Origin of the sequence: Streptomyces sp. NPDC006259 (assembly GCF_042870975.1) — a bacterium.
GTDB lineage: Bacteria > Actinomycetota > Actinomycetes > Streptomycetales > Streptomycetaceae > Streptomyces.
This window is the reverse complement of the sequence record NZ_JBIAHY010000002.1, coordinates 262530-279528: the sequence shown is the minus strand read 5'-3', so window position 1 is coordinate 279528 and position 16999 is coordinate 262530. Positions and strand designations below refer to the sequence as shown.

At 72.4% G+C, this 16999-nt stretch carries 6 protein-coding genes; 3 read left to right on the top strand and 3 right to left on the bottom strand.

The features are described from left to right. Nucleotides 1-6: 6 nt before the first annotated feature. From ACFYO5_RS07385 to ACFYO5_RS07375, 3 genes are all read left to right on the top strand, one after another. Nucleotides 7-1215: an ROK family protein gene (locus ACFYO5_RS07385; RefSeq protein ID WP_388705279.1), complete on the top strand. Its 1209-nt coding sequence runs from the start codon at nucleotides 7-9 to the stop codon at nucleotides 1213-1215. Between the two features lie 916 nt (nucleotides 1216-2131). After that, entirely contained in the window at nucleotides 2132-3400 is a 1269-nt protein-coding gene (locus ACFYO5_RS07380) for a GAF domain-containing protein (RefSeq protein ID WP_388705277.1), read from the top strand. A 163-nt stretch (nucleotides 3401-3563) separates the two neighbouring features. Then, the gene (locus ACFYO5_RS07375) at nucleotides 3564-5087 is read left to right on the top strand and encodes an aldehyde dehydrogenase family protein (protein WP_388705274.1); all 1524 of its coding nucleotides are present in this window, start codon (nucleotides 3564-3566) and stop codon (nucleotides 5085-5087) included. A gap of 150 nt (nucleotides 5088-5237) precedes the next feature. Here ACFYO5_RS07375 and ACFYO5_RS07370 read toward each other — a convergent pair whose 3' ends face one another. The 3 genes from ACFYO5_RS07370 to ACFYO5_RS07360 form a co-directional block, all read right to left on the bottom strand. Further along, entirely contained in the window at nucleotides 5238-6683 is a 1446-nt protein-coding gene (locus ACFYO5_RS07370; RefSeq protein ID WP_388705271.1) for a GMC oxidoreductase, read from the bottom strand. 331 nt (nucleotides 6684-7014) lie between these two features. Continuing rightward, entirely contained in the window at nucleotides 7015-9291 is a 2277-nt protein-coding gene (locus tag ACFYO5_RS07365; protein ID WP_388705268.1) for an MMPL family transporter, read from the bottom strand. Then, entirely contained in the window at nucleotides 9288-16979 is a 7692-nt protein-coding gene (locus ACFYO5_RS07360; protein ID WP_388705265.1) for a beta-ketoacyl synthase N-terminal-like domain-containing protein, read from the bottom strand. Before ACFYO5_RS07360 ends, ACFYO5_RS07365 begins: the two co-directional genes overlap by 4 nt. Nucleotides 16980-16999: the final 20 nt, after the last annotated feature.

The following is a 16999-nucleotide window of genomic DNA, read 5'->3' as shown; positions in this document are numbered from 1 at the left end:
GGAGGCATGAGCGCACCGCCGCACGAGGCCCGCCCGACCGGCCCCGGGCGAGCGCTGCCCGACACCCAGCAGGGCATGCGCCGCCGCAACCTGGCACGGGTGATGCACGCCGTCAGCGCCGAGGGGCCGCTGTCACGGGCGGCGGTCGCCTCGCACATCGGCCTGACCCGCGCGGCGGTCTCGACGCTCGTCGACGAACTCGTACGCGCCGGACTGATCGAGGAGCTGGGCCCCGAACGGCCCGGCAGGGTGGGCCGGCCCGGCTCGGCACTCGCGGTCAGCGGACGCGGTCCGGCGGGAATCGGCGCGGAGATCGGCGTCGACCACCTCGCGGTCTGCGCCGTCGACCTGCGCGGCGAGGTGCGGGCGCGCGCCGTGCGGCACGGCACGAACCGGGGCCGTGCCCCCGAACCGGTGCTCCGGGAACTCACCGCGCTCATACGCCGGGTCGTGGCCGAGGGGGAGGCCGAGGGGCTGTGGCCCGCGGGGCTCGCGGTGGCCGTACCCGGCCTGGTGGGCCGTGACGCCCGCACCGTCGTCCGTGCCCCGAACCTCGACTGGCACGACGTCGATCTCGGCGCCCTGCTGCCCGGCGGGTTCCCGCTGACCGTGGACAACGAGGCCAACTTCGGCGGTCTCGCGGAACTCTGGCTCGGCGCGGAGACGCCGCGGGACTTCCTGCACGTCTCGGCCGAGATCGGCATCGGCGCCGCCCTCGTCGTCGACGGCAGCCTGCTGCGCGGCACCCGCGGCTTCGCCGGCGAACTGGGGCATGTGCCGGTCCATCCCGACGGGCCGGCCTGCGTGTGCGGCGGCCGGGGCTGCCTGGAGCAGTACGCCGGCGAGGAGGCGGTCCTGCGCGCCGCCGGCCTGGAACTCGGCGAGGATCGCGTCGGACTGCTGGCCAGGCGTGCCGCGGACGGCGACGAGGACGTCCGGCGAGCGCTGCGCGCGGCGGGGACGGCGCTCGGCGTCGCCCTCACCGGAGCGCTCAACCTGCTGGACCCCGAGGCGGTCGTGCTGGGCGGTGCCCTCTCCGGGCTCGCGCCCTGGCTGCTGCCGTCCCTGGAGTCCGAACTCGCCCGTCGCACGGCCGGCCCGCCCTGCCCGGTGTCCGTCTCCCGGCTGGGTCCCGAGGGACCTCTGCTCGGCGCGGCGCACGCCGTGGTGCGGGCGGTGCTGGACGACCCGGCGGGCGTGGCGGCGCGGGGCTGAGAGCAGGGAGGCAGGGGGACTTGGCGGCGGGGCCGACCGCCACTGCCGACCGCTGACTGTCAACCGCCGACCGCCGAGTACCGACCGCCGACTACACCTACCGAGTGCCGACCGCCGGTCGACCGTGACCGGGGTGGGCTGCGCGCTCGGCGCGGCCGCACCCTTCGGCAGACGGCCGATCAGCTCACGGGAGACTCACCCGGCGACCGTCAGCGGTGCCCTCCCGCGATACGGCTGTGGAGCCGGGCCGGGCCGAGCCCTTCCGACGGCACGTGAGAGCGGACGCGCAAGGCGGCTGACCGCCAGTCCGCCGCGCACCCCCCACGAGGCCTCCCACCCGTCCGGAACTCCCCCTTCTAGTGAGCGAGTTGTCCACAGTGCCGCGGCCGTCCACCGGAGGCGGCCGTGTCCCGCTCCCCCGTGGCCCGGCGCCGTAACGTGATCCACGCGGGGCGCAGCCGGCGACGCCATCCCGGACACGTCACGCAACCGACCAAGTCCCCGCCGGCGTCCCGCCCTCATCTCCCCGACGTCCCGTCCTCATCCCCTCATCCGCCGACGTCCCGTCCTCATCCCCTCATCCGCCGACGTCCCGTCCTCGTCCCCTGATCGCCCCGACGTCCCGTCCTCAGCCCCTCATTGGCCCTGCCCGGAACGGAGCTGTGCACCATGCCCGATCCCCGAATCCCGACCCTGCCGTCCCCACCGGACGAAGACGCCTGGACGTCCGGCGGCGCGCGGCCCGTGGCACGCGTCGCGCCGAGGCGACCACCCGAGACTCGTCGGCTTCGCCCGGCAACCGAGCACGCCGGACTCCCCCACCGCCCTCTTTCGGGCGACCGCCGTCCAAACGGTTGTCGGGGCGCACCCCCGGCGTGACGATGTCCCCAGCCGCATCGCCTTCCGGGAGGACGACGTGACCGATCCCTGGGTGGCCCTGGAGCCGGGGGCCGACCCTGCCGAGCGGGTACGGACCCTGCGGCGGGCCCACGATGCGTTCACCCGGGCCGGCACGGTGCCGCGACCGGTGCGAGCCGTGGTGGCCGACTCGTGGCGGCGCTCGGCGCGGGCGGGAGTCGGGCCGGACGGCACGGCGAACGTGGAGCTGACCGACGCGGACCTCGGCGCCTACCGGGCCGAGCATCCACTGGCGCGGGTGATGCCGCTGTTCCGGGAGCTGATGGGCACGTTCGCCGCCGACGGAGAGCACCTCCTCGCGGTGTGCGACGCGCACGGCCGCCTGCTGTGGGTCGAGGGTCATCCGGCGACGCGGCGGCAGGCGGGACGGATGAACTTCGTACCGGGCGCGCGGTGGGCGGAGACCGCGGTGGGGACGAACGCCCCGGGGACGGCGGTCGCCGTGGACCGGCCGGTACAGGTGTTCGCGGCCGAGCACTTCATCCGCAGGGTGCAGCCGTGGACGTGCGCGGCGGCGCCGGTGCACGATCCGCGGACCGGGCGGGTGCTGGGCGCGGTGGACATCACCGGCGGAGACGGACTGGCGCATCCGCACAGCCTGGGCTTCGTCCAGGCGGTCGCGCGGGCCGCCGAGTCGCACCTCGCGCTGCTCGCCCCGGCGCGGCCGGAGACCGACCCGCCCCAGCTGACCGCGCTCGGCCGCGACGAGGCGCGGTTCGCGGTGGGCGGGCGACGGATCAGGCTCAGTCGGCGGCACAGCGAGATCCTGCTGCTGCTGTCCCGCCATCCGGAGGGCCTGACCGGCGACGAGTTGCTGTGCGCGTCGTACGAGGACGAGTCGGTGACTCCGGTGACTCTGCGGGCGGAACTCGCCCGGCTGCGCGGGGTGCTCGGTCCCGGGCTGCTGGCCTCGCGGCCGTACCGGCTCACCGTGCCCGTCGAGTCGGACGTCGCCGTCGTGGAGCGGCGTCTGACGGCCGGGGCCGTCACGGCCGCGGTCACGGCGTACGCCGGGCCGCTGTTGCCCGCGTCGCAGGCGCCGGCGGTGGTGCGCCTGCGGACCCGCCTGGCCGACGGCCTGCGTGCCGCCCTGATCGCCGGCCGGGACCCCGACCTGCTCGCGGACTGGGCGCACGCGCCATGGGGCGAGGACGACCTCGACGTGTGGCGGGCCCTGGCGTCGGTACGGCCGACGGCCGCCGTCCGGGCTCGGCTGACCGCGCTGGAGTCGGAGCTGGCGGCACCGGCGTCGTGGACGCGCCGTTGAACACCGGCCCGCCCGCGCACGAGCCGGCAGGCCGGCAGGACCCGCCGCTCACGCGACCCGGCCGCCACCCGCCCCGCGCAACCTGGCTGCAACGTCGGCTTCCCTAGCCTCGCGCGCAGAGCTGCCCGACGGCGGGCAGCGCCGCTGAGGGAGGCCATCCACCATGACCCGTTACGCGGCGCCCGGATCCGACGGCGCGATCGTCTCCTACCAGGCACGTTATGACCACTTCATCGGCGGCGAGTACGTGCCGCCGGCCCGCGGCCGGTACTTCGAGAACCCGTCTCCGGTGAACGGGCAGCCGTTCACCGAGGTGGCGCGTGGCACGGCCGAGGACGTGGAACGGGCGCTCGACGCGGCGCACGCGGCCGCGCCGGGCTGGGGCCGCACGTCGGCGACCGAGCGCTCGGACATCCTGCTGAGGATCGCGGACCGGATGGAGGCGCACCTGGAGCCGCTGGCGGTTGCCGAGAGCTGGGAGAACGGCAAGCCGGTCCGTGAGACGCTGGCGGCGGACATCCCGCTGGCCATCGATCACTTCCGCTATTTCGCGGGTGCCGTCCGCGGGCAGGAGGGGTCGCTCAGCGAACTCGACGAGGACACCGTGGCGTACCACTTCCACGAGCCGCTCGGTGTGGTCGCGCAGATCATCCCGTGGAACTTCCCCATCCTGATGGCCACGTGGAAGCTCGCGCCGGCCCTCGCGGCGGGCAACGCCGTCGTCATCAAGCCCGCCGAGCAGACACCGGCCTCGCTGCACTACTGGATGAGTCTGGTCGCCGACCTGTTGCCGCCGGGCGTGGTGAACATCGTCAACGGCTTCGGCGAGGAGGCGGGCAAGCCGCTCGCGTCCAGTCCGCGGGTGGCCAAGGTCGCGTTCACCGGGGAGACGTCGACCGGGCGGCTGATCATGCGGTACGCGGCGGAGAACCTGAAACCGGTCACGCTGGAACTGGGCGGCAAGTCGCCGAACATCTTCTTCGACGACGTCTGGGAGAAGGACGACGATCTGCGCGACAAGGCCCTGGAGGGCTTCACGATGTTCGCGCTGAACCAGGGCGAGGTGTGCACCTGCCCGTCCCGCGGTCTGGTCCAGCGGGGCAACTACTCCGAGTTCATGGCGGCCGCCGTCGCCCGCACCGAGCTGATCAGGCCCGGACACCCCCTCGACACCGACACGATGATCGGTGCCCAGGCGTCCGGCGACCAGCTCACGAAGATCCTCTCCTACATGGACATCGGCCGCCAGGAGGGCGCCAGGATCCTGACGGGTGGCGAACGTGTCGAGTACGACGGTGAGTTGAAGGGCGGCTACTACGTCCAGCCGACCATCTTCGAGGGCGACAACCGTATGCGGGTCTTCCAGGAGGAGATCTTCGGCCCGGTCGTCTCGGTGGCCTCGTTCGACGACTTCGACGAGGCCGTCGAGATCGCCAATGACACGTCGTACGGCCTCGGCGCCGGGGTGTGGACGCGGGACATCAACACGGCGTACCGGGCGGGACGGGCGATCCAGGCCGGCCGCGTCTGGACGAACTGCTACCACGCCTACCCGGCCCACGCGGCGTTCGGCGGCTACAAGCAGTCGGGGATCGGCCGCGAGACGCACAAGATGATGCTGGAGCACTACCAGCAGACGAAGAACCTTCTGGTCAGCTACTCGCCGAAGAAGCTGGGCTTCTTCTAGACGCACGCGAAATGGGCGCCCGGCCTGGGTTCTCACCGGTCAGGCGTCCTTCGCCGAATCCGCTCTCGGCCAAGCCCGGCTCGCGCGCCACCTCCCCTTTCCTCCCGCACCGAGGTGGACCGCCACGGCTCGCGGCCGCCGGGCGGGACCTCAACCGCCGGCGGCGATGATCCGGGACATCGCCCTCTCCGCCAGGGCGGCGATGGTGAGTGAGGGGTTGGCGCCGCCGACGTTCCCCGGGATGAGCGAGCCGTCGACGACGTACAGTCCCGGGTTGTCCTTGACCCGCCCTTCCAGGTCGGTCGCCCTGCCGATGACGCATCCGCCCAGGGGATGCGCGGTCAGCGTGCGGGGGTTGTCGAGCGTGACGGGAAGGCTGCCGGGATTGGCCTCCAGGACGCGGGAGCCGTACGCGAGGGTGGCCCGGGCCGCGGCCGCGGACTTCTCCCGGGTCCAGTCGGACAGCACCACCCGGCCGGACTCCGGTTGGAAACGGAACGTTCCACGGTGGTCGGTATCGACGGTCATGGCAAAGGTGACCGTGGCGGGGACAGCCGCATAACCGGGCAGGACCCAGCTCTGGGTGAGCAGCGGCAGCTCGAACTCGTGGTGGAGGAAGGCGCCGGAAGCGCTGGGTGAGCCTTGGCAGGGGCCGATGGGGCGCAGGGGCTGCGAGCGGAGATTGATCTGGTCGCCGTTGTCGCCGAATCCGCTCCCCACGCTGTCGGGCAGGTCGGGAAGGTCGCCCAGTTCGCGGGCAGCGACGAGCAGACGATTGGTGTTCAGGGTGCCCGCGGCGACGAACAGCAGATCACAGGAGAACTCGGTGGTGCCGAGAACGGCGCCGTTCAGGCCGAGTCGGCGGACCACGACCCGATAGCGGCCGTGGGCGCCGCGGCTGATGGACCGGACCTCGTGCAACGGACGTAGCTGCACATGTCCGGTGGCGAGTGCGGCCGGCAGGTAGGTGCGCGTGAGCGACCTCTTGGCACCGTTTCCGCAGCCGAAATCCGAGTCGCCGACGGTGGCCGACAGCGCTGCCCGGCCGGAGAGTTCGTCCCGGACGACATTCCAGTCGAAGGCCGAGTCGAGAGGGAAGCAGGGCATGCGCGCCTTGCCCATCTGGCGGTCCCACAGACGTGAGTGGGTGAAGGGGGCCGAGTGGTACACGTCCCGCGGCATCCGGTCGGCTCCCAGCATGGCGCGGACTGTGGGGAACCAGGTCTGCGTGAATTCCTCGTATGCCAGCCCGGCGGGATAGAGCGCCTCGAAGTAGCGCCGGGGCGGGGCCAGGGTGACTCCGGTGTAGACCACGGATCCGCCGCCGACCGCCGCCCCGCAGGCGATGTCCAGATGCCGTTCCCGCGAGACCTCCATCACCCCCGGAGTGCGGGCGATGGGCGCAGGGGGCATGGCCGGCCAACACGCGGTGTCACGGAACCAGAACATCGTGTCCGTGATGCCGTGGGCCGAACCGAAGACGGGTCTGTCCGGGGCTGTGGGCCACTCCCGGCCTCGTTCGAGCACGACGGTGTCCACACCGGCCTGGCCGAGGCGCAGGGCGGCGACCGAGCCACCGAATCCCGAACCGATCACGACAGCGCGAAACCGCGTGCGTGACGCCTGCGACGCCGCGGCACGACCCCCGAGATGGCTCCAACTCGCGGCACTGAGCCCGGCCAACGTGCCTCGGGCCGCCAATCCGAGGACGGTACGACGGCGAAACGTGGACATGGCGCACTCCTGTGGTCGAGGACGGACGGCTGTGCGGGGTGGGCGCCCGCCTCCCGGGCACACGCGACTTCCGCCGACCCGACGACGCGCAGCAATGGCGGGGGACGTGCTCGGCTCCTGGGAGACCGGCGTAGAGACCGCTGCTTTCGGGAGCAGTGGCGGGGACGTGCTCGCCCTCCTGGGAGAGTGGCGCTCAGGCCGCTGCTTTCGATGCCGCCTCGGTGAAGCCGACTTTGGCGTGCACGTGACGCAGGGGCGCCGGGCACCACCAGTTCGCCCTCCCCGCCATCTTCATGATGGCCGGCACCAGGAGCATCCTCACCAGTGTCGCGTCCAGGACGACCGCGAGCGTGAGCCCCACGCCCAGGAGCTTCAGCGGGGTGAGGTGGGAGGTGGCCATCGCCGCCATGGTGACGGCGATGACCAGGGCCGCGGCGGTGAACAGCCGACCGGTCTCCTCGAGACCGCCGGCCACGGCCGTGGTGGTGTCGCCCGTACGGCGGTACTCCTCCATGATCCTGGACAGCAGGAACATCTCGTAGTCCATCGAGACTCCGAAGGTGACACAGAACATGAGGACGGGAAGGAGGGTGTCCGTGGTGCCGGTGACGATGAAGTCGCCGACCAGCCACCGCAGATGACCCTCCTGGAACAGGTAGACGACTGCTCCGAACGTGGCGGTGAGACTGAGCATGTTGAGGACCACGGCCTTCACCGGGACGAGGACACTGCCGGTGAAGAGGAAGAGCAGGGTGAAGATGACGAGCACGATGATCCCGGCGGCCCGTCCGAGCCCGTCGCCCACGACGGCTCGGGTGTCCACGAGTGCCGCCGCGTCACCGCCCACGAGAGCGGGTACCGGGGCGGACAACGCGCGCAGCGCGCGGACGAGTCGACCGCCTTCGGCGGAGTAGGGCTCGGCGTCGGTGACGACCGAGAGCCAACTGCCGCCGAGTCCGGAGAAGCGGGCGGACATCGGCGTGGGTGGCGCCTGCCGCACTCCTGCGGTGTAGGAACCCGTCACGGTGTCCACCCTGAGCACGTGCGGCGTCAGTGACACCCTCCGGGCGTAGTCGGCCAGATCCGGCGACGACGCGTTCGTCAGGCCGGGCAGCACGATGCTCGCCATGTCCGTCGCCTGCGTGTCGAAATCCTTGCGCATCACGTCGGTGGCCCGGTGCACGGGTGACGAAGCGGACAGCGCGCGGTCGTCCGACAGGCCGAACTCGACGCGCTGGAACGGGCTGGCGAGACACAGCAGCGCCGGAACCACCAGGACGACGGTGAGGAGAGGACGGCGCATGACGGTCCGCGCGGTGCGGTCGAAGAAGCCACGTCCGCGCCAGGTGCCGGCACTGTCGGCGGCTGCTCCGGCCGACGATGCCGCGCCGCGCCGACGGCCGACCCGGCGGCCGACCCGGTGACCGACCCGGTGACCGGCGACGAGCAGGCACACCGGCAGGACGAGCACGGCGGTCAGTCCGGCCAGGGCCGCCACGCTCATCCCCGCGTAGGCCAGCGAGCGCAGGAAGTGCAGCGGGAAGGCCAGCAGCGCCGACATCGACAGCGTGACCGTCAACGCGGAGAAGAAGACGGTCCGGCCCGCGGTACGCAGGCTGACCAGAACGGCCTGCCCGACGTCGCGTCCGGCCGCCAGCTCCTCTCGATGGCGGGTGATGAGGAACAGGCCGTAGTCGATGGCGAGTGCGAAGCCCAGCGCCGTGGTGAGGTTGACCGCGAAGACGGACACCTGTGTGAACTCGGTGAGAACGCGCAACAGTGCCAGCGTGCCCACCACGGCGATGCCGCCGGCGAAGAGGGCGAGCAGAGCGCTCAGGACGTTGCCGAAGATCAGGACGAGGATCAGCAGGACGAGCGGAGCGGCAATGAGTTCCGCTCGTACGAGGTCCCGCTGACTCTGCGCCTCCAGTTCTCGGCTGGCCACCGCGCGACCGGCGACGGACGTCGTCAGCGGCCCCGTAGTGCCCGCGACGGCACGGCGGATGCTCTCGGCGGTGCGCGTCGCTTCGCGTTCCCCGCCGAGGAGTCGGAGGCTGACGAGCGCGGTCCGGCGGTCCCGGGACACCAGTGAGGGGTCGCGCCGCGGCCAGTAGGAGTCGAGGTGCTGAACGCGTGAGTCGGTACGAAGCCGTTCCGTCAGACGTCGGCCGGCGGCTGCCGCCCGCGGCTCGTCGACGGACCGAGGCGCGCCGACGAGGAGAACCAGGTCGGGGTTGCCGGAGTGGAAGTCCTTCCGCAGCACCGCGTCCGCCCGGGCGGACTCCGCGTCGGCAGGAGTCCATCCGCCCCCGGTGAGCCGGCCGAACACACCGAGGCCGACGAACGCCAGACCGACCGTCACCAGTACGGTCAGCGCGAGAAACGCGTACCGCCACCGGGACCGCAGGTGCACCAGCCGCTCGGCGCCCTTGGGCCGCATGGGGCCGAGGCCCTCGCCGCCCGGGGTCATCGCTCATCCCCGCGGCGCACCGTCACCCTGTCGCCGGTGCGGACGACCTCGACGGGGTGCTCGTGCCCGGAGGGGGTGCGGGCGGACCGCAGGTCCTCGCTCACCTCGATGTCGCACGGGTGCACTCCGGTCAGCCGGCCGACGTGGTCCTTGACGGCGATGACCTCCAGATGGTCCCGCCCCCGGGAGCCGGGCGGCAGTCCCATGGCGTACGCCACTGTCCCCCTGAGCCAGTCCACTTGGTCGACCTCGTCGGCGAGGAGTTCCGTCGTCCCGTCGACGCTTCTGCACAGACCCACCCCCGCCATGGCGCGACGGCGGACCAGGAAGTCCCGGCGTTCGACGAGCGAGGCGCGGGAGAGCGGGCCGACGGGCAGCAGGACGTTGATCAGCCGCAGCGCGGCGGCGACCCGCCCGTCCACGCACAACTGGATGTCGACCGCCGTCATGGGTCCGGGGCTCGCCTCCTCGGTGACGAACCCGCCGAAGCGGGCCTCGATCTCGGCCTCGCCCGTCTCCGGCGGAGCTTCGAACAGCTCCAGGGAGACCAGGCGGAGGGGATAGCCGACGACGTCGTCACCGATCTGCGGGGACCACCGCCAGAGGCTGCCGGACGGGATCACCTGGAGGAGCGCGTCCAGGAGTCCCTGATGCAGGCATCCTCTCGGCACCGTGCCCCGGGCCACCTCGGTCACGCCGGAGGACCCGGTCGCTCCGACGGCCAGCGAGGTCAGGTACTGGAACGCCGGGCCGTGGAACAGTTCGGCCGACGCGTAGGGGTCCGGCTGCGCCTCGGCGTCCGGCATCGGGGCGAACCGATCGGGACGGCGCTCCGGCCAGGCGCCCACCAGGACGGTGCCCCTGGCCACTTCCTCGAACCGGGACAGCGCGGGCGTCGCCGCCTCGCGCCACATGAGCAGCGTGACGTCCAGTCCCGCCTCCGCCGGTGCCACCTCCGTCCGCAACCGGACGGGCCCGGCGAGCGGAATCCAGCGCCGGAGCTGAACGTCGCGCACGGCGACCACGTTCTGGCCGGCGTGGTCCGCCGCGGCCTGTGCGAGCCGGTCGACGACCGACATCATCGGCAGTGCGGGGATCGTCCAGGTCGGGCAGTGGTCACCGGTCCACGTCTCGACCGCGGGATCGAGCGTCTCCTCCCTCCCTTCCAGCTCCCCCGACTCCTCCGGCTTCTCCGTCCCCTCCGTCCCCTCCGTCGCGCCGGACGGGCCGTGCCCGGACACGACCCGGACGCCGAGTCCGCGGGCGTGGTAGAGGCAGATGTCGTCCCCCCAGAGCCGGGCCTCGGCGATCGCGTGCCGCCCTCGGGAGTCCTCGGCGACCTCCAGGATCTCCAGATCGATCCTGATGAGACGGTTACGGGGGGTGATCTGGCCGCGGTACTTCCAGATCACCTCGTGATCGAGCATGACGGGTTCGAACCGGGGATACGGCACGTCATCCGTGAGCCCCCGCTCGATCAGATAGAACTGGAGCAACTGGCACATGGCCTCGATCCCCAGGGAGCCCGGCTGGACCGGATCCTGGAAGAAGTGGGCCTTGAAGAACCACTCCCCCGCATCCACGTCCCTCTCCGACCGCAGCCGCCCCAGTCCCGCACGGCCGCCGTCCGGCCAGTAACCGGTGATCCGGTCGAGCATCAGCAGCATCGGGCCGGGCAGCCCGGCCGTACCGGCGAAGTAGCGGGCGGGACTCGTCGTGAGATCGACCGTGCGCGCGCAGGGCTCCTCCAGCGCGGCCCGATCGGTCTCCGACACGGGCAGTCCGATCTGATGATCGAAGGCCGAGGGCGGGAAGAACCCGAACACCGTGGACAGGGTGAAGACGTCTCGGCCGTCGGCGGAGCACCGGACCGCGAACGACACGATGATCATCTCGCCGGTCCGCGAGATCGTGGTCAGTTCCGCTTCGGTACGCACGATCCGGGTCTTCGGCGTGACCTCGCCGGTGATCGTTCCCGTCCCGTCGAGGTTGCGGAAGAGCAGGTCGATGTCGGCGGTCAGAGGGCAGCCGACGTAGGCGGCGAGCCATCCGCACGGCTGCAACGCGATCTCCATGAGCACGGCGAACGGCATCACCTGGTCGCCGTTCTGCTCGAAGTACCACACTTCGTCGGGCACGTCGTACTCGGCGACCACCCGGCTCCCCTGGCGCATGCCGCGCTGCGGCCCGCCCACGGAGACGACGCGGGTCATGAAGTGGTAGGGCGGCCCGGGCAGCCGCGCGATCCTGCGCGTGCCGTCGAAGAGACGGGCCGCGCTGCCGAACGCCTCACTCGGTCGTCCCCACGCACACGACAGCAACGCGGCGTAGTCGAAGGCGAATCCCTCGTGTTCCACCACCGCCTTGGACTCGCGATGACCGACGAGTCCGCCGAGTGAGGCGAGCGGCACCGGTGTTCCGCTGGTCTGCTCCCTGTGGCCGCCGAGCTGCCGCCAGTACGACAGGGGCCAGTCCGGCACCAGCCGGAGGGCGACGTGGTGGGCGTGGAACGCCTTGACCCCGTCGACGGTGCCGAGGATGTCGGCGTACAGGGTCGGCTCCGGGCCGGCTGAGACGCCGTGCACGAACACCTCGTACACGACCCGCTCGCTGGCCGGGGTGACCTGCCCACGGCACTGGACGGTGTAGCTCCGCTCGGTGGCCGGCTCGAAGCGCCACCCGTCCCTGGCCACGGTGAAGCCGAGGGCTGCCAGGTGGAAGGCCATCGCCTGGAGGCCCGCCTGGAGCATCAGGGTTCCCGGCATGCACGGATCGTGGTCGAAGTGGCCCTCGAAGAACCAGTCGTCCGGTGAGACGGGGGTCTCGGCACGGAGATAGCCGCGCCCCCACGGGCCACCCGCCGGGTCGAACGCGGTGACCTCGTGCAGGAGCAGCAGGCGGCCTTCGTCCAACCCGGGTGAGCGCACATGTGACCTGGTGATGTCCCACCCGGCGCCGAAGCAGTCCGCCGGACGGCCGCCGGCGAAGGCCAGCACCTGTTCGGCGGTGAAGGACGACCGCGTGCAGCGCACCGCCGGCGGGTCGAGCGGGAGGTCCCCGGCCGGCGGGCGGTCGGCGGGGTCCCAGCGCACGCCGTCGCTGTGGTCGAGTTCGGCCTTCGTGAAGAAGCCCGCTTGTCCGTCGCGGACGCTCAGCCGCAGTTCGCCGTCGGCGTAGCAGTCGTAGTGGAAGAAGAAGAGGCGGACGCCGCCGTGTTCGGCGTGCCGGTCGATGTGGATCTCGTATCGCAGCGTCTCTCCCGCCCGGGGCCGGCTGCCGTGGTGGGTCAGTTCGCAGCCGAGCAGCCGGTAGGCCCGTTCGCCGCGGTTGAGCAGGTCGATTCCGAGCCAGCTGATCAGCAGCAGGTCCGCCTGGCCCGCCTCGATCACCAGGCCGGCCGGCATGCGGCCGGTGGAGTCGAGGTACCAGCTGTCGAGGCGGACGTCGGTCTCGGTCCGGATCGTGCCGGTCGCGTGTTCCGGCCCGAGTTCGGCCAGGGCCGCCGGGACGGCGTCGATGCCGGTGACCCGGTCGGTGAGCAGCATCGGCGGTCCGGGCATCCTGGTCTGCACCTCGTACCCGTCCTGCGCGGCGAACTTGGGACCGAACAGGGTGGAGACCGGCTGTGAGGCGAGGTGTTCCAGCTGGCGCCGGTCGAACACCGGCCCTGGCAGGGGGCTGAGTCGCCCCTTGTCGACGGCAGCGGGCGAAGGGCCGGCGGCCGAAGGGACAGCTGGCGAAGGGACAGCGGGTGAAGGCATGACCGGTGTCGGCGGCGAGGGCGCGGCCCCCGCCGCCGCCTGGACGAGTGCGGCGCTGAGCTGGGCCCTGACCTGGAGGAACCTCTGGTGCACCTGGACGTGTCGGGCGAGCACGTCCTGGTGCAGCTCGGTCACGCGGTGGATCTGCCGCGCGACGAGCGTCCGCGCGTCCGTCACCTGCGTCTCGGTGCCGACCGCGGTGGCGACGAGGTCGGCGGCGACGGGTCCGGCGGCCGGCCGGGGCGGGACCGGTGCCAGGCGGGGGGCCCTCGGCATGGTCACCGCGGGTTGCTCGAGCGACGGCAAGGTGATCTCCCAGTGGGCGGGAACGGTGAGGGCGGGGACGTCCTCGGTCCCTGCCGGTGCTGCGGCTCGCAGCTGCCCGAAGAGTTCCTCGGCGCGTACGGGTACGCCGGCGGCGACGAGTTCGGCCACGGCGAGAGTCAGCTGCCGCAGCCCCCTGTCCTGGGCGTCGAGTGCGACGGCCACGTGCTCGCGAGGGCCGAGGATCCGCTTGATCCACCCGGTGCACAGGCCGCGCGGCCCGTGCTCGACGAAGACGCGGACTCCGTCGGCCCAGGCCTGTTCGACGGTCCCCGCGAAGTCGATCGTGCCCAGGCCCTGCGCCGTGACGGCGTCGGCGGCGCGCGCGGCCGTCGGGGTGTACCAGCGCGTGGTGGCACCGCTGTAGAACCGCACCCCGGGCACGGCGCTGGTGGGACGGTGATGGAGGTTCCACCAGCGGTCGCGGACCTCGGACAGTTCGGGAGCGTGGGCGGCCAGGTCGTATGCGATCGGCATGGCACAGGCGGTGCCGAGACGTGCCATGACGGCGGCACACGCCTGTGATTCGCCGCCGACCACGCACACGTCGGGGGCGTTGACCGCCATCAGATGGACGGCGCGTTCGTCCGCCAGTGCCGCGTGAACCCGCTCAAGAGGCGCCGTGACCAAGTAGCTCGACCAGCGATCACCCTCGACGCCCAGCCGTTCCCAGGCACGGCGCACCCCTCGCAGTTCGCCGGTGAGTTCACTGGTGAACAGGCCGCTGTCCCAGGTGTCCTGGTACAGGGCCGCGACGTCCCTCCACGCTCCGAGGGCGACCAGGGCGGCCGACTCCCCGGAGGAGTAGCCGATGGCGGCGTCCGGCTTCAGGCCGAGTAGCTCCTGACTCAACTCCGCGTGCACCGCGGCGAGTTGGGCGGCCCCCCAGATCTGGTCGAGTACCGTCGGCGCGGAACCGGCCGTCGGCCGCCCGATGGCGTTCCCGTACGTGGCCGCGACCGCGTCGCCGAGTGAGGGAAGGGCCAGCAGGACCTCACGGCCCATGCCCGGGTAGGCGGCCGACCCGTTGGTGAACACGAAGGCGACCTCGCCCGGCACCGGCGCATCGCGATACGCCGCCCCAGGCGGCTTGACCCCGCCCTCGGCGAGCCACCGGCGTACGGCATCCCGGTGCGCTCGGGGATCGCCGTCCGCCACGAGGACCAGCCTGGCGGGTCCTTCGCGGGACTCGGTGCCCGCCTCCAGCGCGGCCAGGACCGTTCGCCGGTCGACGCCGGAGTACACGTGCAGGCGGGGCGCCGGTCCGTCCGCCCACGGCCCGATGTCGGCGGCCCTCATGTGCACCCGCGCCGGAGGTCCGTCCGGCGGCGACATGACCACGTGCGCGGTGCGCATGCCCGGATGGGCGTCGGCGGGGCCCTCCCTCCGCGGGAGCGCGCGGTGTCTCAGAGCGGTCACCGCGGCCGCGACCGCCAGCAGCCCCTGGGCGGCGTGGGCGCGGCCGAAGAGGTCGGCCGGGTCGAATCCGGCGTCCGGGCCGTTCCCGAGGACCACGTCCGGCCCGTCGACGGGATCCTCGTCGAGGAGGGCGAGAACGGTGTCGCCCTCCTTGCGGGCGTCGGCGAGATGTTTCAGTACGACCACGACAGCGGCGTCCCCGGTGTCGGTCTCGTGTCCGAGTTCGCGCAGGGCTGCCTGGTGGACGGCCTCGCAGGAGAGATCGACGGCGCCGACCAGTGCGGCGTCGACCTCCATGGCTCTGATCGCACGCGCCGCGAGGCCGAGGGCGACCAGACCGGAGGCCTCCCCGGCGGACACGGTGTAGCCGGGTCCGGCGAGATCGAGCTGGGTGTTGATCCGGTTGGCCACGAGGTTCGGCAACGTGCCGACGACCCGCTCCGCGTCCATCGGCGCCGAGAAGGCGTCACGGACGCGCTCGACCAGGTCCGGGCCGATCTCCTTCCCGGCCTCCTCCAGCCAGGAAGGGGCTCGCCAGCGCGCGCCGGCACGGGAGTTCTGCGTGTCCACCTCCGTCCCGACGACCACCATGGTGCGCTCACGCGGCAGGCGGATGTTTCGCGCCGCTTCCCTTGCGGCTTCGAGCATCAGGATCTGCTGGGGCAGTGCCTTTTCGACCGCCAGCGGCGGCACGCGCAGACCCGGCAGGGCCACCTCGACCTTCGAGGCCGGCCCGCTCCGCCGGCCGTCGAGGACCGCACGGCAGAAGTCCTGGGTGTCGGCTCCCTCGCCGACGCGGGCCGCGAGCGCCACGATCGCCAGCGGCGTACCCGGTGGGCGCGGGATGCCGGGGACCGCCACCGTGGCGCCGTCCGTACCGTCCCAGGCGTCGACGATCAGGTGGGCGTTGGTGCCGCCGAACCCGAAGGCGCTCACCGCCGCCCGGCGACGCCCGGACCACGGCTCGGACTCGCCGAGCACGCGCAGCGGTGTGCCGTGCAGTTCGGTCAGCGGGTCCTCGGCGCCGAGCGTGGCGGGACGGACGCCCGCCCGCATCGCACCGAGCACCTTGAGCAGTCCTCCGGCTCCGGCCGAGGCCAGCAGGTGCCCGACGTTGGACTTCACCGAGCCGATGGGTACGTCGGCACTGTCCGCGAAGACCCGCGCCATACCCCGGGCTTCCACCACGTCTCCGACCGGAGTCCCCGTCGCGTGGCATTCGACGAGGGACACGGTCCGCGGTGCGACGCCCGCCATGGCGTACGCCAGATGCATCGCACGCTCCTGCCCCTCCTGCGCGGGGCTGAGCAGGCCCCTGCCGCGCCCGTCGTTGGACAGCCCGATCCCCCGGATGACTCCGAGTACCGGCGAACGGTGTGCGAGTGCGTCGCGCAGGCGCATCAGCGCGACGAACCCGGCGCCCTCGCCGGCGAGCAGCCCGTCGGCCTCCCGGTGGAAGGGCCGACTGCGGCTGGTGCGGCTCACCGCGGACAGGCCGCAGAACCCCACGTGCAGAAGCAGGTTGTCGGCCCGGTTGACCCCGCCGGCGACCATGACGTCCGCCGTCCCGTCGTGCAGGCGGTCACAGGCCAGCTTGATCGCGTACAGGGAGGAGGCGCAGGCCGCGTCGAGCGCGAAGGCACCCGCGCCGAGGCCGAGCGCTCTGGCCGCGAACTGCGCCGGAAGCCCCGCGGAGAAGCGGTTGCGCGCGTCGGGCCTGGCCCGGCCCAGGGCGGACAGCAGCGACGGTGCCCGCTCGGACAGCCATACGTGCTCGGCGAAGGCGGAACCCGCACTCGTCGGGTAGGACAGGTTTCCCAGCACCAGTCCCGCGCGGGCCGACGCCCCGTCGTGTCCGGCCTCGCGCAGCGCCTGCCTGGCGCCGTACAGAACCCAGTGGAACAGCGGGTCCAGACCGAGGATCTCCTCGGGGGCGACGCGGAACCCGGTGGGATCGAAGACCGACTCGAAGTCCCGTACGTAGCCGCCGACATCGGTCCACGTCCGGTCGAGGTGGTCGTCGACGGTGCCCGTCGCCCAACGATGCGGCAACCGCCAGCGACCGTCCGGGACCGGGGCCAGACTGCACCGGCGTGCGGCGATGTTGTCCCAGAACGCGTCGGGGTCGAGGGCGTCGGGGAACACGCAGCCCCGGCCGACGACGGCGATCGGTTCGAATACCATTCCGGTCTCATTTCAGGACG